Origin of the sequence: Streptomyces sp. 135 (genome assembly GCF_020026305.1) — a bacterium.
Taxonomy (GTDB): Bacteria; Actinomycetota; Actinomycetes; order Streptomycetales; family Streptomycetaceae; genus Streptomyces.
Window position 1 is genome coordinate 5,976,627 of sequence record NZ_CP075691.1, and the last position, 16,965, is coordinate 5,993,591.

The 16,965-nt window shown below is 71.3% G+C and carries 12 protein-coding genes; 11 read left to right on the forward strand and 1 reads right to left on the reverse strand.

Annotated elements, in window-relative coordinates; genetic code table 11:
• Window positions 1–7 precede the first annotated feature (7 nt).
• The 8 genes from KKZ08_RS27090 (at window position 8) to gatB (ending at window position 10,277) form a co-directional block, all read left to right on the forward strand.
• Window positions 8–706, forward strand: a complete 699-nt coding sequence (locus KKZ08_RS27090; RefSeq protein ID WP_223776914.1) for an SDR family oxidoreductase — start codon at window positions 8–10, stop codon at window positions 704–706.
• Complete coding sequence (locus KKZ08_RS27095) at window positions 703–1,716, forward strand: methionine synthase (RefSeq protein WP_223776915.1); 1,014 nt, start codon at window positions 703–705, stop codon at window positions 1,714–1,716. The genes KKZ08_RS27090 and KKZ08_RS27095 overlap by 4 nt, the downstream gene beginning before the upstream one ends.
• A 30-nt stretch (window positions 1,717–1,746) precedes the next feature.
• Window positions 1,747–3,930 carry an NAD-dependent DNA ligase LigA gene (ligA, locus tag KKZ08_RS27100; protein ID WP_223776916.1) on the forward strand — a complete coding sequence of 728 codons (2,184 nt, stop codon included), beginning with the start codon at window positions 1,747–1,749 and terminating at the stop codon, window positions 3,928–3,930.
• A 314-nt stretch (window positions 3,931–4,244) separates the two neighbouring features.
• Window positions 4,245–6,578: an EAL domain-containing protein gene (locus tag KKZ08_RS27105; protein WP_223776917.1), complete on the forward strand. Its 2,334-nt coding sequence runs from the start codon at window positions 4,245–4,247 to the stop codon at window positions 6,576–6,578.
• 136 nt (window positions 6,579–6,714) lie between these two features.
• On the forward strand, window positions 6,715–7,011 hold the full coding sequence (gatC, locus tag KKZ08_RS27110; RefSeq protein WP_010984178.1) for an Asp-tRNA(Asn)/Glu-tRNA(Gln) amidotransferase subunit GatC: 297 nt from the start codon (window positions 6,715–6,717) through the stop codon (window positions 7,009–7,011).
• A gap of 5 nt (window positions 7,012–7,016) precedes the next feature.
• Window positions 7,017–8,510 carry an Asp-tRNA(Asn)/Glu-tRNA(Gln) amidotransferase subunit GatA gene (gene gatA / locus KKZ08_RS27115; RefSeq protein WP_223776918.1) on the forward strand — a complete coding sequence of 498 codons (1,494 nt, stop codon included), beginning with the start codon at window positions 7,017–7,019 and terminating at the stop codon, window positions 8,508–8,510.
• Window positions 8,507–8,746, forward strand: coding sequence for a hypothetical protein (locus tag KKZ08_RS27120; protein ID WP_223776919.1), 240 nt, complete (start codon window positions 8,507–8,509; stop codon window positions 8,744–8,746). Before gatA ends, KKZ08_RS27120 begins: the two co-directional genes overlap by 4 nt.
• Window positions 8,747–8,762: 16 nt before the next feature.
• A complete protein-coding gene (gatB, locus tag KKZ08_RS27125; RefSeq protein WP_223776920.1) occupies window positions 8,763–10,277 on the forward strand; it encodes an Asp-tRNA(Asn)/Glu-tRNA(Gln) amidotransferase subunit GatB in 1,515 nt (504 codons plus the stop codon).
• A gap of 84 nt (window positions 10,278–10,361) precedes the next feature.
• On the opposite strand, the gene KKZ08_RS27130 is transcribed toward gatB, so the two are convergent.
• On the reverse strand, window positions 10,362–11,576 hold the full coding sequence (locus KKZ08_RS27130) for an SMI1/KNR4 family protein (RefSeq protein ID WP_223776921.1): 1,215 nt from the start codon (window positions 11,574–11,576) through the stop codon (window positions 10,362–10,364).
• Between the two features lie 215 nt (window positions 11,577–11,791).
• Between KKZ08_RS27130 and KKZ08_RS27135 the strand changes: the two genes are divergently transcribed.
• From KKZ08_RS27135 to KKZ08_RS27145, 3 genes are all read left to right on the forward strand, one after another.
• Entirely contained in the window at window positions 11,792–13,909 is a 2,118-nt protein-coding gene (locus KKZ08_RS27135) for a phospholipase C, phosphocholine-specific (protein ID WP_223776922.1), read from the forward strand.
• Window positions 13,910–14,124: 215 nt separating this feature from the next.
• Entirely contained in the window at window positions 14,125–16,401 is a 2,277-nt protein-coding gene (locus KKZ08_RS27140) for an MMPL family transporter (protein WP_223776923.1), read from the forward strand.
• The gene (locus KKZ08_RS27145) at window positions 16,370–16,939 is read left to right on the forward strand and encodes a GNAT family protein (protein WP_223776924.1); all 570 of its coding nucleotides are present in this window, start codon (window positions 16,370–16,372) and stop codon (window positions 16,937–16,939) included. The genes KKZ08_RS27140 and KKZ08_RS27145 overlap by 32 nt, the downstream gene beginning before the upstream one ends.
• Window positions 16,940–16,965: the final 26 nt, after the last annotated feature.

The following is a 16,965-nucleotide window of genomic DNA, read 5'->3' on the forward strand; positions in this document are numbered from 1 at the left end:
TGCGAGCATGGCGGGTATGGCAACACATGTGATCACCGGGGCCGGCTCCGGCATCGGAGCGGCCGTCGCCCGCCGCCTGCACGCACGCGGCGACGAACTCGTCCTCCACGCGCGCGACGCGGGCCGCGCCAAGGAGCTCGCCGCCCAGTTCCCCGGCGCGAGCACGCTGGTGGGCGACCTGTCCGACCCCGACAAGCTCTCCTGGGCCTTCGGGCACCAATCGCTGCCCTCGCGCGTGGACTCGCTCCTGCACATCGCGGGCGTCGTCGACCTCGGCCCGGTCGGTGAACTGACCCCCAAGTCCTGGCGCCACCAGCTCAACGTCAACCTCATCGCCCCCGCCGAGCTGACCCGCCACTTCCTGCCGCAACTGCGCCTCGCCCAAGGGCACGTCGTCTTCGTCAACTCGGGCGCGGGCCTGAACGCCCACGCCGACTGGTCCGCGTACGCCGCCTCCAAGCACGGCCTGAAGGCCCTCGCCGACTCGCTGCGCCAGGAGGAGCACGGCAACGGCGTCCGGGTCACCTCGGTCTACCCGGGCCGCACGGCGAGCGCCATGCAGGTCAAGGTGCACCAGCAGGAGGGCAAGGAGTACGACGCCTCGCGCTTCATCGACCCCGAGTCGGTCGCCACGACGATCGTCATGGCCCTGGACCTGCCGCGCGACGCGGAGGTCAACGACCTGACGGTGCGGCCGGGCCGATGAGCGACACCTTCACCTGGGGCGCGGCCACCGGCGTCGGGTCCATGCCCGGCGGGGACGCCCGCGAGGCCGCGAAAACCGTCACCGGCAGCTTCGACGGACCGCGGGAGGGCATGCCCTACCTCGCCGAGCTGCCCGCGCGCGGACCCGGCGCCGACATGATCGGCCGCACGGCCGGCCTGCTCGTCGACGTGTACGCGCGCGTGGAGCCCAGCGGCTGGCGCGTCGGCGACCGCCCCGGACGGGACACCAAGCGGGCCAGGGCCTGGCTCGGCGAGGACCTCGACGCCCTGGAGGAGTTCACGCAAGGGTACGAGGGCCCGCTGAAGGTCCAGGCCGTCGGCCCGTGGACGCTCGCCGCCGCGCTGGAGCTGCGCAACGGCGAGGCGGCGCTCTCCGACCCGGGCGCCTGCCGCGACCTCGCCGGATCGCTAGCCGAGGGCCTGCGCGAGCACCTCGCCGACGTGCGCCGCAGGGTGCCCGGCGCCCAGGTGGTGCTGCAACTCGACGAGCCCTCGCTCATCGCCGTGCTCCGCGGGCAGGTCAAGACGGCCAGCGAGTACCGCACCCACCGGGCCGTGGACCGCCAGGTCGTGGAGGACACCCTGCGGGCCGTCCTGGCCGTACAGGGCGAGGGCCCGACGGTCGTCCACTCCTGCGCGCCGGACGTGCCCTTCGCGCTGCTGCGCCGCGCCGGTGCCCACGCGATCTCGTTCGATGCCTCGCTCCTCACCGAGCGTGACGACGAGACCATCGGCGAGGCCGTCGAGGGCGGCACGAAGCTCTTCGCCGGTGTCGTGCCGGGCGTGGACGGCCGATTGTCAGACCCTGCCGGTAGCGTCATGGGTGTCAGGACGTTGTGGCGCAGGCTGGGGCTGAATCCGGGATCACTCGCGGAGTCGGTCGTGGTCACTCCGTCGTGCGGTCTCGCGGGGGCGTCTCCCGCGTACGCGCGCGCGGTGCTCGCCCACTGCGTCAAGGCGGCGAGATCGCTCGCAGACAACCCTGAGTAATTGGGTATGACGTAACGGGAGGACTTTACGGTGGCTGTCGAACAGCAAGGCTCTGTGCCCGCCGAGGCACGGGATCAGCATGCCCAGCTGGCCGAGCAGATCGAGGAGCACCGCTTCCGGTACTACGTGAAGGACCAACCGGTCGTCAGCGACGCCGAGTTCGACAAGCTCCTGCGTACCCTCGAAGCCCTGGAAGAGGAACATCCGGAGCTGCGGACGCCGGACTCGCCCACCCAGAAGGTCTCCGGTTCGTACGAGACGGAGTTCACGGCGGTCGAGCACCGCGAGCGCATGCTCTCGCTGGACAACGCCTTCGACGACGCCGAGCTGGCCGCCTGGGCCGACCGCGTGGCCAAGGACGTCGGCTCGCCGGGCTACCACTTCCTGTGCGAGCTGAAGGTCGACGGCCTCGCGGTCAACCTCACCTACGAGCACGGCAGGCTGACCCGCGCCGCCACCCGGGGCGACGGCCGCACCGGCGAGGACATCACGCCGAACGTCCGTACGATCGCGGACATCCCGCAGCGCCTCAAGGGCGAGCGCGTCCCCGCCCTCGTGGAGATCCGCGGCGAGGTCTTCTTCCCGATGGAGAAGTTCGAGGAGCTGAACGCCCGCCTGGTGGAGGCGGGCGACAAGCCCTTCGCCAACCCGCGGAACGCCGCAGCGGGTTCACTGCGCCAGAAGGACCCCCGCGTCACCGCGACCCGCCCGCTGCACATGGTCGTGCACGGCATCGGCGCCCGCGAGGGCTTCGACACCGACTGCCTCAGCCACGCCTATGACCTGCTGCGCGAATGGGGCCTGCCCACCGCCAAGCACAACAAGGTCGTCGACGACATCGAGGGCGTGCGGGACTTCATCGCGTACTTCGGCGAGAACCGCCACTCCGTGGAGCACGAGATCGACGGCGTCGTCGTCAAGCTCGACGAGATCCCGCTCCAGGGCCGTCTCGGCTCCACCTCGCGCGCGCCGCGCTGGGCGATCGCCTGGAAGTACGCGCCGGAGGAGGTCAACACCAAGCTGATCAACATCCGTGTCGGCGTCGGCCGCACCGGCCGCGTCACGCCGTACGCCCAGGTGGAGCCCGTCACCGTCGCCGGTTCCGAGGTCGAGTTCGCGACCCTGCACAACCAGGACGTCGTGAAGAAGAAGGGCGTCCTGATCGGCGACACCGTCGTGATCCGCAAGGCCGGCGACGTCATCCCGGAGATCCTCGGCCCCGTCGTGGACCTGCGGGACGGCACCGAGCGGGAGTTCGTGATGCCCGCCGAGTGCCCCGAGTGCGGCACGGCGCTGCGGCCCATGAAGGAGGGCGACATCGACCTCCGCTGTCCCAACGCCCAGACGTGCCCCGCCCAGTTGCGTGAACGCCTCTTCTATCTGGCGGGCCGCAAGTCCCTGGACATCGAGAACTTCGGATACGTCGCCGCGGCCGCGCTGACCAGGCCCCTGGAGCCCGCCGAGCCGCCCATCCTCGACGAGGGCGACATCTTCGACCTCAAGGTCGAGGAGCTGCTCCCCATCAAGTCCTACGTCCTCGACCAGGACTCCGGCCTGCCCAAGCGCGACCCCAAGACCGGCGAGGAGAAGGTGGTCACCTTCTTCGCCAACCAGAAGGGCGAGGCGAAGAAGAACACCCTCGCCATGCTGGAGAACATCGCGGCGGCCAAGGAGCGCCCCCTCGCCCGCGTCCTGACCGGCCTCTCGATCCGGCACGTCGGCCCGGTGGCCGCCGAGGCGCTGGCCCGCGAGTTCCGCTCCATCGACCGCATCGAACAGGCCACCGAGGAAGAGCTGGCCACGACGGAGGGAGTGGGCCCGGTCATCGCGGCCTCCCTCAAACAGTGGTTCGCCGAGGAGTGGCACCGCGAGATCCTCCGCAAGTGGCGGGCGGCCGGGGTGCGCATGGAGGAGGAGTCGAGCGGCGAGGACGAGGGCCCCCGCCCCCTGGAGGGCCTCACCGTCGTCGTGACCGGAACGCTCGAGCACTACACCCGGGATGGCGCGAAAGAGGCGCTCCAGACCCGGGGCGCGAAGGTGACCGGTTCCGTTTCGAAGAAGACGTCGTTCGTGGTCGTCGGGGACAACCCCGGTTCCAAGTACGACAAGGCGATGCAGGTGAAGGTTCCGGTTCTCAACGAGGAAGGCTTCGTTGTGCTGCTGGAACAGGGACCGGACGCGGCGCGGGAAGTCGCGCTTCCGACCGAGGAGTAGCGGTTGAAGGCCACCCGTTCAGCGCATACCAGATGCATACGGGTGGCCGGGTCGCATTCGGGCAACCGTAGTCGACCGCTGCCCGTGGAAGCCTTCTGCGGCCTACTGTTGAGGTGTGCGCCTGCCGTGCCCCGCTGCGAACGGGGTATCTCCTGCTCAACAAGAGCTTGGAAGGGAGCATCCCCTGCTCGACACGGGCTCGGGAGCAGAGCAGCCCCTTGCTCGTCGAGAGCGAGGGGACGGATTTGTGGACGCGGCCGAATCCGGGCCGAGTCCGTATGGCGTGGGCACCGCCGGCTGTGAGAGGGACGGGAATGGAACCGACCGAGAGCGCCGCCCCGGACTCACCGCTGCGCGCGCGCCGGTGGCACACGCCGGGCACCTGGCTGCGCGGACGCCGGACAGCACAGGACACCGATTCCGCCACCCCGAGCGGGTCTTCGACCGGGGCGCTGAGCACGGCCATCGAACCCCGTGAGCGGGCCTGGACGGCCCCCACCACAGGTCGCGGCACGGAGAGCGCCGTGGCCCTGGCGGGCGGCCCCACCGAGCCGGACCCGCGCGACGCCTGGCCGCTGCTGCCCGTCGTGGTCGTCACGGCGGCCGCGGTCCTGCTGGGCACCGGCTTCTTCCAGGCCTTCACGGGCCGGCACACGCTGTTCCCCTCCGGCGCCGCCGGCTGGTCCTTCGCCGTGCTCACCGGCCTCATCGTCGGCCACCTCGTCGCCCTCGGCCGGGACCGATGGTGGGGCGGCACGGGCTCCGGCGGGGCGCTCACCGTCGCCGTCCTGCTGCTGTACGGCTGGGTGCCGGCCGGCATGGTCAGCCTCACCGTCGTCGTCCTGGTCGGCGCCGCGCGCAGACACCGCTGGCGCCAGGGCGTGCTGCACGGCGCGGTCGACATCCTCGGCATCGGCGCGGGCGCGCTCACCATGGCCGCGTTCGGCACCTCACCGACCGCCGAGTCGCCCTGGCTGCCCGAGACCTGGGACCTGTACACCGCCCCCGAGGTGGCCCTGGTCGCCGTCGCCTACCTCGTCGTCACGCGCGTACTGCTCTGGTACGTCCACGCGCCGCGCACCGGCGCCCTGCCCACCGTCACCCGAACGGCCCTGGTGCGCCAGGGCCTCCTCGGCATCGCGCTGCTCGGCATCGCCCCGCTGATCTGTGTGGTGGCGATCTCCCTGCCGATCCTGCTGCCGCTCTTCGCGATCCCCCTGGTCGCGCTCGACTCCACCCTGTGGATCGCCCGCGCCCGCGCGGAGGAGCAGCTGAGGGACCCGCTCACCGGACTGCCCAACCGCCAGTGGCTGTTGGAGCGGACCTGGACGGCCCTCGACGACGCCGAGCGGATCGGGGCGCGCTCCGCCCTGATGCTGATCGACATGGACCGTTTCCGCTCGGTGAACGACACCCTCGGGCACCTCGCCGGTGACCGGCTGCTGTTGCAGATAGCGGACCGGCTGCGGCTCGCGCTGCCGCGCGGCGCGGAGGCGGCCCGGCTCGGCGGCGACGAGTTCGCCGTACTGCTCCCCATCGCCGACTCCACGACCTCCGCCACGCGCGTGGCCCGCCAACTGGTCGCGGCCCTCGGCTCGCCGCTCGACCTCGACGGCCTCACCCTGGTCCTGGAGGCCAGCGCGGGCCTCGCCGTCTTCCCCGACCACGCGCTCGACGCCGAGGGGCTGCTGCGGCGGGCGGACGTGGCGATGTACCAGGCGAAGCGGGACCGCACGGGCGTCGAGGTGTACGAGTCCAAGCGGGACTCCAACACCCCAGACCGTCTGGGCCTGTTGGGCGACCTGCGGCGGGCGCTGGACGCGGGCGACGTCGAACTGCACTACCAGCCCAAGGTCCGCTTCGACGGCAAGGTGGCCGGCCTCGAAGCGCTGGTGCGCTGGGTGCACCCCGAGCGCGGGAAGGTCCCGCCGGACGAGTTCATCGCCATCGCCGAGTCGTCCGGGCTGATGCCGCACCTGACGGAGTACGTCCTGGAGTCGGCCCTCGGTCAGGTGGCCAAGTGGCAGGCCCAGGGCCTGAAGGTCCCCGTCGCCGTGAACGTCTCGCCGCGCGACGTCCACACACCCGGTTTCGCGGGCTCGGTCGCGGCGCGGCTCGCCCGGCACGGGGTCCCCGCGGGAGCGCTGCAACTGGAGATAACGGAACACGTGCTCCTGGAGGACCCGCAACGCGCCGCCGACACCCTCGCCGGGCTCACCGGCCACGGCGTCAAGATGTCCTTGGACGACTTCGGCACGGGCTACTCCTCACTCGTCCACCTGCGGCGGCTGCCCGTCAGCGAGCTGAAGATCGACCGCTCCTTCGTGGCGCGGCTCGCCGTGGACAACGAGGACGCGGAGATCGTCCGCTGCACGGTGGACCTCGCGCACTCCCTCGGTCTGCTCGTCGTCGCCGAGGGCGTCGAGGACGACGAGACCTGGGAGCGGCTGCGCGACCTCGGCTGCGACGCGGTGCAGGGCTGGCTGGTCGCCGCGGCGATGCCGCCGGAGGAGACCACCGCGTGGCTGCGGGCGCGCGGCTCCCGCGGCTGGCGCCGGCCCGCGGACGTGGCGGCGGAAGCGGCGGCGGCGCTCGCCGAGGGCTCCGACGTGGGACAGTCCCAGTCCTCGGACCACGTGGTGAACTGACCGCCCGCCTTCGGCCCTCCCGATGCGGAGGGCCGAGGGCCGCCGGGCCCCCGCGGGGAAACCGTTTAACGGGCACACCACCCGGCCCCATAGGATTGGGGTCACAACCCGCACACTCACCCCTGAGGATCGCCGCATGCCTGGCATCACGCGCGAGGAGGTCGCCCACCTCGCCCGCCTTGCACGTCTGGAGCTGAAGGCCGAGGAGCTCGACCACTTCGCCGGACAGCTCGACGACATCATCGGCGCGGTCGCCCGCGTCTCGGAGGTCGCCGACCAAGACGTACCGCCGACCTCGCACCCGCTGCCGCTGACGAACGTCATGCGCGCGGACGAGGTCCGTCCGTCGCTCACCCCCGAGCAGGCGCTCTCTGGCGCCCCGGCCCAGGAGCAGCAGCGTTTCAAGGTGCCGCAGATCCTGGGGGAGGACTAAAGAACATGACGGACATCATCAAGCTCACCGCCGCCGAGATCGCGTCGAAGATCGCCTCCGGCGAGCTCACGGCCGTCGAGGTCACCGAGGCCCACCTGGCCCGCATCGACGCCGTCGACGAGAAGGTGCACGCCTTCCTCTACGTCGACCGCGAGGGCGCCCTCGCGCAGGCCCGCGCCGTCGACGAGAAGCGCGCCAGGGGCGAGAAGCTCGGCCCGCTGGCCGGCGTCCCCGTCGCGCTCAAAGACATCTTCACCACCGAGGGCGTTCCGACCACGGTCGGCTCCAAGATCCTCGAGGGCTGGATCCCGCCGTACGACGCGACGGTCACCAAGAAGCTGAAGGCGGCCGACGTCGTCCTGCTCGGCAAGACCAACATGGACGAGTTCGCCATGGGGTCCTCCACCGAGAACAGCGCCTTCGGCCCGACCGGCAACCCCTGGGACCTCACCCGCATCCCCGGCGGCTCCGGCGGCGGTTCCGCCGCCGCCCTCGCCGCCTACGAGGCCCCCCTCACCCTCGGCACGGACACCGGCGGCTCCATCCGCCAGCCCGCGGCCGTCACCGGCACGGTCGGCGTCAAGCCCACCTACGGCGGCGTCTCCCGCTACGGCATGGTGGCCTTCTCCAGCTCCCTGGACCAGGGCGGCCCCTGCGCCCGCACCGTCCTGGACGCCGCTCTGCTGCACGAGGCCATCGCCGGGCACGACGAGCTGGACTCGACGTCCATCGACGCCCCGGTCCCGCCGGTCGTCGAGGCCGCGCGCAACGGCTCCGTACAGGGCATGCGCGTCGGTGTCGTGAAGCAGTTCTCGGGCGAGGGCTACCAGGCCGGTGTCGTCCAGCGCTTCAACGAGTCGGTGGAGCTGCTCAAGTCCCTCGGCGCGACCGTCGTCGAGCTGGACTGCCCCTCCTTCGACCTGGCCCTGTCGGCGTACTACCTGATCGCGCCCTCCGAGTGCTCCTCGAACCTCGCCCGGTTCGACGCCATGCGCTACGGCCTGCGCGTCGGCGACGACGGCACGAGGTCCGCCGAGGACGTCACCGCGCTCACCCGCGAGGCCGGCTTCGGCGACGAGGTCAAGCGCCGCATCATCCTCGGCACGTACGCGCTCAGCTCCGGCTACTACGACGCGTACTACGGCAGCGCCCAGAAGGTCCGCACGCTCATCACGCAGGAATTCGAGAAGGCCTTCGAACAGGTCGACGTGATCGTCTCCCCGACGACGCCGACCACCGCCTTCCCGATCGGCGAGCGCGCCGACGACCCGATGGCGATGTACCTGGCCGACCTGTGCACCATCCCGACCAACCTGGCGGGCAACTCCGCCATGTCGCTGCCCTGCGGCCTCGCGCCGGAGGACGGCCTGCCCGTCGGACTGCAGATCATCGCCCCCGCCATGAAGGACGACCGCCTGTACAAGGTGGGAGCCGCCGTCGAGGCCGCCTTCGTGGAAAAGTGGGGGCACCCGCTGCTGGAGGAGGCACCGTCGCTGTGAGCGCTCTGAACAAGGCCAAGGGCTTCAAGAAGTCCAAGACCGGTACGTATCTGTCGATCGGCACCACCGCGTTCGGCGCGGTCTCCGTGCTCAAGCAGGCCAAGCTGGCCCGCCGCGAACACGACACGCTCCGCCTCGTGGACGCCGTCGTCTCCGCTGCCGCCATCGCCACCGGCGTCGCGCTGCTCCTGCGGGAGCTCAAGCGCCTCGGCGACGACGACGTCCTGCTGGGCTGAGAGGGAAAGTTTCACCGTGACTGTCACTACCGACCTGGTGTCGTACGAGGAAGCCCTCGCGACGTACGACCCCGTCATGGGCCTTGAGGTCCATGTCGAGCTGGGCACCAAGACCAAGATGTTCTGCGGCTGCTCGACGACGCTCAAGCAGGGGGCGAACAGCCAGACCTGCCCGACCTGCCTCGGCCTGCCCGGCGCGCTGCCGGTCGTGAACGAGATCGGCGTCGAGTCCGCCATCAAGATCGGCCTCGCGCTGCACTGCGAGATCGCCGAGTGGTGCCGCTTCGCCCGGAAGAACTACTTCTATCCGGACATGCCGAAGAACTTCCAGACCTCCCAGTACGACGAGCCGATCGCCTTCAACGGCTATCTGGACGTCCAGCTGGAGGACGGCGAGGTCTTCCGCGTGGAGATCGAGCGCGCCCACATGGAGGAGGACACCGGCAAGTCCACCCACGTGGGCGGCGCGACGGGCCGCATCCACGGCGCCTCGCACTCGCTCCTGGACTACAACCGCGCCGGCATCCCGCTGATCGAGATCGTCACCAAGCCGATCGAGGGCGCGGGCGAGCGGGCCCCCGAGGTCGCCAAGGCGTACGTCGCCGAGCTGCGCGAGCTGATCAAGGCGCTCGACGTCTCCGAGGCCCGCATGGACAAGGGCCAGATGCGCTGCGACGTCAACCTCTCGCTGCGCCCCAAGGGGCAGCAGGAGTTCGGCACCCGCAGCGAGACGAAGAACGTCAACTCGCTGCGCTCCGTGGAGCGCGCGGCCCGCTACGAGATCCAGCGCCACGCCGCGGTGCTCTCCTCGGGCGGCACGATCCTCCAGGAGACCCGTCACTTCCACGAGGACGACGGCTCCACGACCTCCGGCCGCATCAAGGACAACGCCGAGGACTACCGGTACTTCCCGGAGCCCGACCTCGTCCCCGTCGCCCCGTCCCGTGAGTGGGTCGAGGAGCTGCGCGCCGGCCTCCCGGAGCTGCCGCGGCTGCGCCGCAACCGCCTCCGCGAGGAGTGGGGCATCTCCGAGCACGACATGCAGTCGATCCTCAACGCCGACGCGATCGGCCCGATCGTCGCCACCATCAACGCGGGCGCGGACGCCGCGTCGGCCCGCAAGTGGTGGATGGGCGAGCTGGCCCGGCACGCCAACGAGCAGGGCGTGGACCTCGGCTCGCTGCCGATCACGCCGGAGCACGTCGCCCGCGTCACCGAGCTGGTCGCCGCCGGTGACCTGAACGACAAGCTGGCCCGTCAGGTCATCGAGGCCGTCCTGAAGGGCGAGGGCACCCCGGACGAGGTCGTCGAGAAGCGCGGCCTGAAGGTCGTCTCGGACGAGGGCGCGCTCACCGCCGCCGTCGACGAGGCCATCGCCGGCAACCCGGGCGTCGCGGACAAGATCCGCGGCGGCAAGGTCGCCGCGGCCGGCGCGCTGGTCGGCGCGGTCATGAAGGCCACCCGCGGCCAGGCCGACGCGGCCCGCGTCAAGGAGCTCATCCTGGAGAAGCTGGGCGTCAGCGAAGGCTGAGTCCGGTCCGGCCAGGTGAGGGGCGGCGCACCCGAAAGGGGGCGCCGCCCCTTCTCCGTACCGCGCTCCGTACCGCCAGGGCCGCTACCGGTCGTCGGGCCGCGGCGGACCGAACGGCTCGAAGAACATCTCCTCCAGCGGGTCCTGGTCCTTGCGCAGGCCGTAGAAGCCGGCGTTGCCGGGGCCGCCGCGCAGCCAGTTCAGGAGCGTCTCGGTGAAGTTGCCCTCCAGGGGCGGGCCCTGGTCCACGTGCCGGGGGTTGACGGCCACGCGCCACTGCTCGGGCTCGCCCTCGGCGCACCAGCCGATCATGTCCCCGTCGATGGTCGAGGCGACCGGCAGAAAGCCGCGGGGCTCGGGCCAGGCGGGCATGGGGTAGTACTGGGGATGCGCCTCGCGCAGGCTCCGGTACCCCTCCAGCATCTCCTCGACGCCCGCCGCCAGGCCGAGCCGGTGGTCGAGGTCGAGCGGGGCCGGCATGTCGAGCCACCAGCTCCAGTTCCCCGCGCCGTACCGCTCGCTCAGCGCCACGAAGTCCGCCGGCAGCCGAGTGCCGAGCCGCTCGAAGACCTGCTCCCAGGTGCCCTTGCCCAGGTGGGGAGCGAGCGGCGGGGGTATCAGCGCGGCGACCGCCTCCAGACCCTCGCCCTCGGTGAGCGCGGCGTGCTGGCGCGCGTCCACGTACGTCCCCCGGGCCGGGGGTGTCCAGGGCGTGGCGGCGGCGAGGGGTGCCCAGGTGCGCACGGAGGGCGGCAGGGGGCCGAGGAGACCGCCGGGCCCGCCGGGGTTCGGCACGCCGGTGCCGAGCGCCGTCAACAGCAGTTCCAGGAAGGGGAGTTCGTACGCCACCCAGGGCTCGGCGACGCCTACCGCGACGGAGGTGGTCAGGAGCACCACGGGCCACGCGTCGGGGTCCTTCGAGACCGAGGTGTCCCAGAAGAGGTGGTCGCCGCCCGAGGTCGTGGCGAAGGCCAGCAGACCACCCTCGTCGGGCAGGAAGCGGCGCCGCTCCCGGGTGAACATGCCCGGCCTGATCGCGGAATGGCGGTGGGTCTCCAGAACCCAGGCGGCGTACTCATACCGGCCGTCGGCGCTGACGCACGGGGTGTGCAGCCGGACGGACGTGGCATCGGGGTCGCCTATCTCGGCCGGGCCGTACGCCGACACGAGCGCCTTGTAGTCGGCCGGGAGCGGGGTCTCCAGCCAGGCCTCCACGGCCGTCCAGTCGACGGCGGGCACAGGGTCGGGCGGCGGCCCGACCAGGTCCGTGAAAGCGGCGACGCGTGCGGTGATCTCCATGCTTTCGAGGATGGCACCCGCCACTGACAACGCCCGCGCCGAGCGCCGCCGAAGCGGGCCGCCGGCCTCCGCGTCCGGGACCTTTCGGACGTTCACCCCGACTTCGGCCGGCGGCCTTCACAACGAAACCAGACGTCACTAGCGTCCCCGCCGTACAAGGCAATGGATCAGCAGAGAACCATTGGCTGTCGGCCAGCACTACTGGGAGGTCGTACGTGACTCCGGAGATTTCGCGCAGACGCCTGATGGCGATCGGCGGCGGCGCGCTCGGCGCGGCCGCCGCCGGCTCCTTCCTGCCACCGTCGTTGCAGGAGGCGCTCGCGCACGAGCCGCCGCGTGGCGGCGGTCTCGACTCGATCGAGCACGTCGTGATCCTCATGCAGGAGAACCGGTCCTTCGACCACTACTTCGGATCCCTGCGGGGCGTGCGCGGCTTCGGCGACCGCAACGTCATCCGGCTGCCGAGCGGCAAGTCCGTGTTCGAGCAGCCCGACGCCCTGCGCACCGTCCTGCCCTTCCCCGTGCGGGAGGCCGCAAGGACGCAGAAGAAGGACCTCCAGTACATCGGCGACCTCGACCACTCCTGGAGCGGCGGCGCCAAGGCCTGGCACGACGGCTGGATGGACGGCTGGATCACCGCCAAGACCGCGGCGACCATGGCGTACTACACGCGCGAGGACATACCGCTGCACTACGAACTCGCCGACACCTTCACCGTCTGCGACGCCTACCACTCCTCCATCCACACCTCCACCAGCCCCAACCGCAACCACCTGTGGAGCGGGAAGACGGGCCACGAGGCGAACGGCAAGCGGGCCGTCGGCAACGACGCGTACGCCGAGGGCACCCACCCCGGCTACGGCTGGGGGACGTACGCCGAGCGCCTGGAGAAGGCGGGCGTGAGCTGGCGTACGTACACGGAGTGGGAGAACTTCACCGACAACCAGATCGAGTTCTTCACCACCTTCAAGGCCATCGCCCGCAAGGCCCTGGCCAAGACCGGCCTCACCTTCATGGAGGCCTTCTACGCCAAGGTGCGCGACGCCAAGGACGAGGCCGAGCGCGCCAAGCTGCTCGCCACCCTGGACGAGGGCGTCGCCACGCTGACCAAGCACGAGCGGTCGCTGTTCGAGCGCGGCCTGCGGCGCGTGCCGACCGGCAAGCTGGCCGAGGAGTTCGCCAAGGACGTCGCGGGCGGCAAGCTCGCGAAGGTCACCTATCTGGTGCCCTCAGCGGTGGACTCCGAGCACCCCAGCGTCTCGTCGCCGATCCACAGCGCGACCATCGTCTACAAGATCCTCGACGCGCTCGCCTCGCACCCCGAGGTGTGGCGCCGCACCGCCGTCTTCATCAACTACGACGAGAACGACGGCTTCTTCGACCACGTGCCGCCGCCCGTCCCCGGCGGCGACTCGGCCGAGGAGCGGGAGGAGCGCTGGGAGGGCAGGCCGACCGGGCTGGGCGCGCGCGTGCCGATGCTCGTCGTCTCGCCGTGGACCGTCGGCGGCTACGTCTGCTCCGAGGTCTTCGACCACACCTCCGTCGTGCGCTTCCTGGAGAAGTGGACCGGCGTCGAGGAACCCAACATCAGTGCCTGGCGCCGCAAGGTCACCGGCGACCTCACCGGCGCCTTCGACTTCCGGCGCGGCCACCGGCAGCCCGACGTCGAGCGGCCGGGACCGATCCCGGTGTTCAGCGGACGCTGGAGGCCCCAGCCGCCCCTGAAGCAGTCCATGCCGGTGCAGGAGCCGGGCGTCCGGCGTGCCCGCCCGCTGCCGTACCAGCCCGACGCCGACGTGCGGCCCGCCGAGGACGGCACGCTCACGGTGCGGCTGCGCAACGGCGGCCGCTCCAGCGCGCACTTCGCCCTCTACCCCTACGCCGGTGAGTTCACGATCCCCCGGCACCAGGACGTCGTCCGCAAGGGCTCCTGGACCGTGCCGGTGCCCGGCGACGCGTACGACTTCACCGTCACCGGGCCCAACGGCTTCCGGCGGGAGTTCGAGGGCGGCGCACCGGGCAAGGGCGGCAAGGACGGCGGCGCGCGGCTCGCCTCCGCGATCACCCGCCGCGAGATCCACCTCACCCTCGCCAATCGCGGCCGAGGGGAGCTCGTCTTCACGGTCAAGCCGCTCGGATACGTGGACGAGTCCGACGTCAGGCGCCGGACGCGCACCGTCCGCGTCAAGGCGGGCAGCAGCCGCACCGTCGCCTGGCGGACCGACGACGAGCACGGCTGGTACGACGTCGAGATCACGACGGACCGCGACAGCGCGTTCCGTCGCCGCCTCATGGGCCACATCGAGAACGGCCGCGCGAGCGTCTCGGGCTGACGCCCCAGCGCGCGCGGGTGCGCGGAGGTGCCCCACGTACCTCCGCGCACACCTCGTGTTCTTGTGAGCATGGCCACGAAAGAGACCAACGATCTTAAGCGGCTGTCAAGGTGACTGAGGCGCTCATGTCGTCTCACATGCGTTCTTTACGGGCTGTTCAGTCGATCCACTGCGGTTCCCGATGAAGATCCACAAATCACCCAGGGAGCCAGTACGTGGCAGCACTCGCACGGTGGTGTGTCAGGCACCGTCTTCTCGCCGTCCTGCTCTGGCTCATAGCCCTCGGCGGCGCCACGACCGCCGCCGCCGTCGCCGGATCCGCGTACTCGAACGACTACGAGGTCCCCGGCACCGAGTCCGGCCGCGCCACCCAGCTCCTGGACCGGGGCTTCCACGGCCTCGGCGGCGACAGCGACACCGTCGTCTGGCACACCGGCCCCGGCGGCACCGTCCGCGCGGCCGACGTCGAGCGGACCATGTCCGACACCCTGGACGGCATCGCCGCACTGCCCGCCGTGGCCTCCGTGGCGAGCCCCTACGACAGCCAGGGCGCGAGCCAGATCAGCCGGGACGGCCGCACCGCCTACGCCACCGTCACCTTCCGCGAGCAGGCCGACGACATCGACAAGGCCGACGCCCAGCGGGTCGTCGACACGGCCAAGGCCGCCGAGTCCGACGGCCTGGAGGTCGAGCTCGGCGGTACCGCCATCGGCCTCACCGAGTCCAAGAGCGCCCAGGTCGCCGAGGTCGTCGGAATCGCCGTCGCCGCCGTCGTGCTCTTCCTGGCCTTCGGCTCGCTCGCCGCTTCCGCCCTGCCCATAGCCACCGCGCTGGTCTCCGTCGGCACCGCGTACGCCGGCATAGTCCTGCTCGGCCATGTGATGACCGTCGCCGACTTCGCCCCGATGCTGGGCACGCTGATCGGCCTCGGCGTCGGCATCGACTACGCCCTGTTCATCGTGACCAGGCACCGCAAGGGCCTCAAACGCGGCCTGCCCGTGGCCGTCGCCGCCGAGCGCGCCGTCGCCACCACCGGGCGCGCCGTCGTCTTCGCGGGCGCCACCGTCTGCATCGCCCTGTTCGGCATGCTCATCCTGCGGCTCGGCTTCCTCAACGGCGTCGCGATCGCCGCCTCGCTGACCGTCGTCCTCACCGTCGCCGCCTCCGTCACGCTGCTGCCCGCCCTGCTCTCCTGGATCGGGCCGCGCGCCCTGAGCCGCCGCGAACGACGCAGGCTCGCCGAGCACGGGCCGGCTCCGGAGCTGCCGACCGGGCTCGCCGCCCGCTGGGCCGCCTTCGTCGAACGCCACCCCAAGCTCCTCGGTGGCATCGCGGTCCTGGTCATGGCCGTGCTCGCGCTGCCCACCTTCGCCCTCCACCTCGGCACCTCCGACCAGGGCAACAACCCCGCGTCCGCCACCACCCGGCAGGCCTACGACCTGCTCGCCGACGGCTTCGGGCCGGGCGTGAACGGCCCCCTGACGCTGGTCACCGAGGTCTACGGCGCAGGCGACCGCAACGCCCTGAACGACCTCGGCACGACGCTGAGGTCGACAGAGGGCGTCGCCTCCGTCAGCCCGGCGACGTACGACGAAGGCGGCCGCACGGCCTTCCTCACCGTCGTCCCCGACTCGGCCCCGCAGGCGAAGGAGACCAGCGACCTCGTCGACCGGCTGCGCGACGACGTCCTGCCCGGCGCCGAGGCGGGCAGCTCCCTGGACGTGGCGGTCGGCGGCGTCACCGCGAGCTACGACGACTTCGCGGAGATCATCGTCGGGAAGCTGCCGCTCTTCGTGGGCGTCGTCATCGCGCTCGGCTGCGTCCTGCTCCTGCTCGCCTTCCGCTCGGTCGGCATCCCGCTCAAGGCCGCCGTGATGAACGTCGCCGCCGTCGCCTCCGCGTTCGGGGTCGTCGTCGCGATCTTCCAATGGGGCTGGGGGAGCGAACTGCTCGGACTCGGCGCGGCCGGGCCGATAGAGCCCTTCCTGCCGGTGATCATGGTGTCCGTCCTCTTCGGACTCTCCATGGACTACCAGGTGTTCCTGGTCAGCCGGATGTACGAGGAGTGGCTGGAGACCGGTGACAACCGGCGGGCCGTCCGCGTCGGCCTCGCCGAGACGAGCCGTGTGATCAACTCCGCGGCCGTCATCATGATCTCGGTCTTCCTGGCCTTCGTCCTCAGCGGCGACCGCGTCATCGCGATGTTCGGCATCGCCCTCGCGGCGGCCGTGGCCCTCGACGCCTTCGTCCTGCGGACCCTGCTCGTCCCCGCCCTCATGCACATGCTCGGCGGCGCCAACTGGTGGCTGCCGCGGAGCCTGGACCGGTTCCTGCCGCGCATCAGCATCGAGCCGCCCGAATCTCGTTCGAACGAGCGCCACGACCGTGCGAGTATCCCCGGGCAGTGCGGAAGGCAGGAGCCGCACGAGGACGTGAGTCAACCTGAGGAACGGGAGCGGGATGTTCGCGATATCGCTGGACGAGGGCGCTGAGCTGCGGCCGATCGAGCCGTGGCAGGCGCAGGAATTTCTCGGACACATCGAGCGCGCGCGGGAGTACGCGGGCGCGTGGGTGCCCTTCACCGTGACGGTGAAGGACCTGGAGACGGCGCGCGGTTTCCTCCAGTCGTACGCCGACAAGCAGGCCTCCGACACCGGGCGCCTCTACGGCATCTGGCTGGAGGGCGCCCTGGTCGGCGGCGTCCTCTTCCGGATCTTCGACACAGGCTCCGACAGCTGCGAGATCGGCGTGTGGCTGCAGCCGTCGGCCGCCGGGCGCGGCCTGGTGAACAAGGCCTCGCGGATCCTCATCGACTGGGCGGTCGAAGAGCGCGGCATGCACCGCGTGGAGTGGCTGGTGTCGTCCCGCAACGAACGCAGCAAGGCCGCCGCGGAGCGCCTCGGATTCACCAGGGACGGTGTGCTGCGGGAGAGCTTCCCCTGGCAGGGGGTGCGGCACGACATGGAGGTGTGGTCCGTGCTCGCGCCGGAGTGGCGGGCGGGGCGGGAGGCCGCGGACGGCGTTCGTTAAGACGGCTCTCAGACTCCGTCTGTACG

Bases quoted from the DNA above. Each gene is read 5' to 3' on its own strand.
- KKZ08_RS27145 (WP_223776924.1), top strand. From the start codon at position 16,370: ATGTTCGCGATATCGCTGGACGAGGGCGCTGAGCTGCGGCCGATCGAG.
- gatA (WP_223776918.1), top strand. From the start codon at position 7,017: ATGACGGACATCATCAAGCTCACCGCCGCCGAGATCGCGTCGAAGATC.
- KKZ08_RS27130 (WP_223776921.1), bottom strand. From the start codon at position 11,576: ATGGAGATCACCGCACGCGTCGCCGCTTTCACGGACCTGGTCGGGCCG.
- KKZ08_RS27105 (WP_223776917.1), top strand. From the start codon at position 4,245: ATGGAACCGACCGAGAGCGCCGCCCCGGACTCACCGCTGCGCGCGCGC.
- KKZ08_RS27095 (WP_223776915.1), top strand. From the start codon at position 703: ATGAGCGACACCTTCACCTGGGGCGCGGCCACCGGCGTCGGGTCCATG.
- KKZ08_RS27090 (WP_223776914.1), top strand. From the start codon at position 8: ATGGCGGGTATGGCAACACATGTGATCACCGGGGCCGGCTCCGGCATC.
- gatC (WP_010984178.1), top strand. From the start codon at position 6,715: ATGCCTGGCATCACGCGCGAGGAGGTCGCCCACCTCGCCCGCCTTGCA.